General features: G+C 28.5%; 5 protein-coding genes. All 5 read right to left on the minus strand.

The window, feature by feature from the left end; all coding sequences use genetic code 11:
• Positions 1 to 26: 26 nt before the first annotated feature.
• The 5 genes from NSA58_RS16260 to NSA58_RS16280 all read right to left on the minus strand — a co-directional run bounded on the left by NSA58_RS16260 (position 27) and on the right by NSA58_RS16280 (position 4805).
• Positions 27 to 149 (minus strand): LPXTG cell wall anchor domain-containing protein, encoded by a 123-nt coding sequence (locus tag NSA58_RS16260; protein ID WP_257560687.1) that lies wholly within the window; start codon positions 147 to 149, stop codon positions 27 to 29.
• Between the two features lie 449 nt (positions 150 to 598).
• Positions 599 to 850 (minus strand): hypothetical protein, encoded by a 252-nt coding sequence (locus NSA58_RS16265; RefSeq protein ID WP_257560688.1) that lies wholly within the window; start codon positions 848 to 850, stop codon positions 599 to 601.
• A gap of 105 nt (positions 851 to 955) precedes the next feature.
• A complete protein-coding gene (locus tag NSA58_RS16270; RefSeq protein WP_039678836.1) occupies positions 956 to 1201 on the minus strand; it encodes a hypothetical protein in 246 nt (81 codons plus the stop codon).
• 225 nt (positions 1202 to 1426) lie between these two features.
• On the minus strand, positions 1427 to 2896 hold the full coding sequence (locus NSA58_RS16275; protein ID WP_257560689.1) for a CapA family protein: 1470 nt from the start codon (positions 2894 to 2896) through the stop codon (positions 1427 to 1429).
• Between the two features lie 232 nt (positions 2897 to 3128).
• Entirely contained in the window at positions 3129 to 4805 is a 1677-nt protein-coding gene (locus NSA58_RS16280) for a formate--tetrahydrofolate ligase (RefSeq protein ID WP_257560690.1), read from the minus strand.
• Positions 4806 to 4866 lie beyond the last annotated feature (61 nt).

Genomic DNA, 4866 nt, shown 5'->3' on the forward strand with positions numbered 1-4866 from the left:
CAACAAAGTACTTTATAAATTATTTTTTATTTATTACTTAATTTTTTGTTTAGTATAAAAATTATAACTATTGCTAGTATACCTATCCCAACCCATAAAATCAGATTATTATCATCTCCTGTTTTTGCTACTTCTTCACCATCTTCCATATAATGAACATTTATAATTTTATCACTTTAGTATGCCTTTTAATGAATCTCCACTTGTCTTATAATAATTATATCCTTTTATTTTTATATCATTGTGATTTGTAACATCATAATTAGAACCTTCATCCATTAGACTTGATACATATGGTTTGATTATAGATTTGTTTTCTTTATTTAGATAATTAACTGTAGCTATATATTTTTTAGTTTTTTATAATAAACATTTATAACTACATCTTTATCTTTTATTACTCCTTTTACATTTCCTACTGTTTTAACATATTTATAGTCACGTATTTTTTTACTTCTTTACTCTTAACATTTAACATTATAGCTGAAATTATCTTCTACTTTTATAGATATAAACAGAGGTGCTAAAACCTTATTAGTACCTTCCTCTAAATAATTTATTATAACTCTGTGTTTATTAGATATCTCTTGTTCTTGCTCTATTGGTTCATCTCTTGTGGGTCAGTTTCTTTGAAGTTAAACTTTTCTACACCTTTATAAGTATAAACTTCAGAATTTGCAATAGATTTGTCAGTTCCTTTTTCTAAGAAATTTAAGATTACTGTGTACGATTGATATTCAAAATATAATCCAACGTACATATTATTATCTTCATTATCTAAGATAAAAGTACCTCTTAATGGATTGTCTCCTTTTACACAAACATAATTTCTTATTGCTAATTGTCCCAAAGTTTCTTTAGCATGTTTTTCTAGATTAAATTCTTCTCCTTCTTCAAATTCAGAAATTATTATAGGTTTAGCTAGCTCTCGATCATTTTTGCTTATATTTTCATCTTAATAGTATTCTGAACTATTAGGATCTACTTGATTATCATACTGCCAATTTTCATTTTTTCCTGTTTCATCAATAAAATGTATTGTTATAGTTCCTTCTCGTTGCTCTACATACTGCTCAATATATTCCTCTGCAATATTATCCAAACCATCTTCATCCTGTGCAAATACTGTAGATGGATAAGTCACAAATGACATACATAAAATTAATATTAATGATACTAATACATTTTTTAATTCTTTCATTTTCCCCTCCTTTTGCCAATACCTAATGCTGATTTAATATCTGTGGAGTTGAAATAAAAACAACAGGTCTAAATATATTTCTATTTAATACTATGATTATTAACACTTATTTATTATCCTTATACATAGTTTTAATATTACGATCCTTCAAATTTATCATATTAGAATATGTATAATTATGTGTAAAAAAATAAACCCTTATTAGGGTTTATTTTAATGTAAAGTCTATTTTTTTAATTGACTATAAGATGTTATTTCAGGTATGCTTCCATTTACAACATTTTTTATTCTCATATATGATTCATTTAGTTCACTATTCTCAATTCCACCATTAAAGTCTTTCGATATTGGTGTTACTAAATAAGGAATGTTATCATATTCTTCAAAAACGTAACAAGGAATATATCCTTCATCAGCTAAATATACCTTACCATCTTTATCTCTTTTTAAATTTAAAGTTAATATAAAATTATCTTTAGTTACAGGTTTATATTGATGTGATATAAAATTTCCTAAAGAATATACAACAGGTACCTGTCTATTATCCTTTGTATTTATAACTTCAGATGTCTGAAGTGCATGTGGATGAGAACCTATTATAAAATCAACTCCTGCATTAGCCATATCTTCAGCACTTTTTGCTTGAGCTTCGTTATAATCATTTGTATATTCTACACCCCAGTGATTATAAGCAATAATATATTCTGCTCCCATAGCTTTTGCATCTTTTACATCTCTTTCTACTGCTTCCTTAGTGTATCTATTAATCATAATTTCTCTTACATCTTCATCCAACGTTATATCTTTCCCATTGAATTTTTCACTATAAGACATAAGAGCAACTTTTATACCATTTACATCTACAATAATAAATCTTTGCTCCTCTTTATTTCTAAAAGCTCCTGTATATGCAAATTTATATTGCTTAAGTAAATCAAGAGTTTGTAATATACCTCTTTCTCCATTATCAGTTATATGGTTATTAGAGTTAACTAAAGCATCAAATCCTGCATATTTTAGAGCATCAAGATAAGTTGATGGCCCATTACAGTGTGGTTGACCACCTAATGCTTTTTCTTCACTCATATAAGGCGATGTATTAGATAACAAACTTTCTAAATTTCCTGCTACAAAATCAGCTTGAGAAAATATTGACTTAACCATACTAAAACTATCATTATAAACATAAGTACCATCTTCTGTTTTTGCTGCTTCTTGTTGCCTTGTTTGGTTCATTAAGTCTCCAGTAAACATTAGTAAAGCATCATCTGTCTTTTTTGCAAACTCATTTGTATATATTCCATTTTTTAAAGTATATCTTGGTTCTGATATTTCACTTAAAGGTTCTAGTAAATCTCTATACACTATAACTACCGTCTCTAATTTATCTCCATCTGCTGCTTCTTCTCCTACGATAGTTGTACTTCCTATCATGTTTCCTATTATATTTCCTTTTTGGTCTATAGTAGCCACCATTCTATTATTTGAATAGTATTCTATATCATCGTTTTGATTTTCAATGTAATTTATATTTGTAACTTGTCCTAATTTTAAGGATACAATCTTTTTTTGAACATTTATACTCTTATTACCTTCCGCTTCAACCAAGTTTGTTCCTAAAATGAAAAAAGCAATAAAGCTAATACATATTAATTTTCTAAATCTATTCTTTCTTTTCTGCCCGTGAATAATCACTTAATCTCCTCCTAATCTTTGTCTAATTAAAATACTTACTGATTATATCAGATATATTTAATATTTTTCAATAATCACTTATTACCACATATACCCCTTGAAACTTATTTGTATCAAAAATAAAAGTAGCAATAAGTTTATACTATCACTACTTTTATCTTAATTAAATAATATTTTATTTATGATTAGTTTTTCATTAATACCTTAGATTAGATTACATTATCTATTTATTTTAGAATAATCCTACTATTACACCATTTTCATCAATATCAATTCTTTCAGCTGATGGCACCTTTGGTAATCCTGGCATTTTCATAATATCTCCTGTTAAAGCTACTATAAATCCAGCACCTGCACTTATATTAATCTTTCTAACTGTTATTCTAAAGTTTTCTGGTCTTCCAAGCTTTGATGGATCATCTGTTAAAGAGTATTGTGTTTTCGCCATACAAATCGGTAATTTATCAAATCCTAATTTTTCTAAGTTAGCTATTTCTTTATCTGCTTCTTTAGTAAAATCTACTCCTTCAGCACCATATATTTTTCTAGCAATCTGATTAATTTTATCTTTGATTGAGCCTTCTAATGAGTATGCGTATTCAAAGTTATTTTCTTCTTCACAAAGTTTTACTACTTCTTTAGCAAGCTCAACTCCGCCTTCTCCACCTTTTGCCCATACTTGTGATAAAATCACGTTTACTCCTAAATCATTACATTTTTCTTTTATTAAATTTATTTCTTCTTGGCTGTCTGTTGGGAATTCATTAATTGCCACAACTGCTGGTAATTTAAATACTTGTGTAATATTCTCCACATGTTTTAATAAATTGGGCAAACCAGCTTCTAAAGCTTCCAAATTAGTGTCATTTAAGTTACCTTTATCTACACCACCATTGTATTTTAATGCTCTTACAGTGACTACTATAATAACGGCATCTGGTTTTATATCTGCCATTCTACATTTTATATCTAAAAATTTTTCTGCTCCCAAATCTGCCCCAAATCCACCTTCTGTTACAACATAATCTGCAAAATTCATTGCCATTTTTGTGGCTATTATAGAGTTACATCCATGAGCTATATTGGCAAATGGACCTCCATGAACAAAAGCAGGTGTTCCCTCTAGAGTTTGAACTAAATTAGGCTTTAATGCATCTTTTAATAAGGCTGCCATTGCTCCATTGGCATTTAATTCTTTAGCCATTACAGGTAGATTTTCATAATTATATCCAATAATGATATTTCCTAACTTTTCTCTCAGTTCAGCAATATCATTAGCTAAGCAGAAAGCTGCCATAACTTCTGATGCTACAGTTATATCGAATCCGTCTTCTCTAACTACACCATCAACTTTTCTCCCCATACCACAAACTATATTTCTTAATTGTCTATCATTCATATCTACGCATCTTCTCCAAGTTATAGTTCTTGGATCAATATTTAATTTATTTCCTTGGTGTATATGGTTATCTATCATAGCTGCTAATAAATTATTTGCAGCTCCTATGGCGTGAAAATCTCCTGTAAAGTGTAGATTTATATCCTCCATTGGTATAACTTGAGCATACCCTCCACCAGCAGCACCACCTTTTATTCCAAATACAGGTCCTAAAGATGGTTCTCTAAGTGCAACTATTGATTTTTTACCGATCTTTTGCAATCCATCTGCTAGTCCTATTGTAGTTGTAGTTTTCCCTTCTCCTGCTGGAGTTGGATTTATTGCTGTAGTTAAAATTAGCTTAGCTTTTTTATTTTTTTTATGTATTTTTAATAAATTATAATCAATCTTAGCCTTGTATTTACCATAAAATTCAAGTTCATCTTCGTTTAGACCTAATTTTTTACCGATTTCTCTAATATGTAGAGGTTTTGCTTCCTGTGCTATTTCTATATCTGATTTAAATATCATTATTATTTTTCCTCCAATATCTTAAAATTATTTAATTCTATTATAAAGTAATTTGTCAAAA

It is taken from the genome of Terrisporobacter muris, from assembly GCF_024621905.1.
Classification (GTDB): Bacteria; Bacillota; Clostridia; order Peptostreptococcales; family Peptostreptococcaceae; genus Terrisporobacter; species Terrisporobacter muris.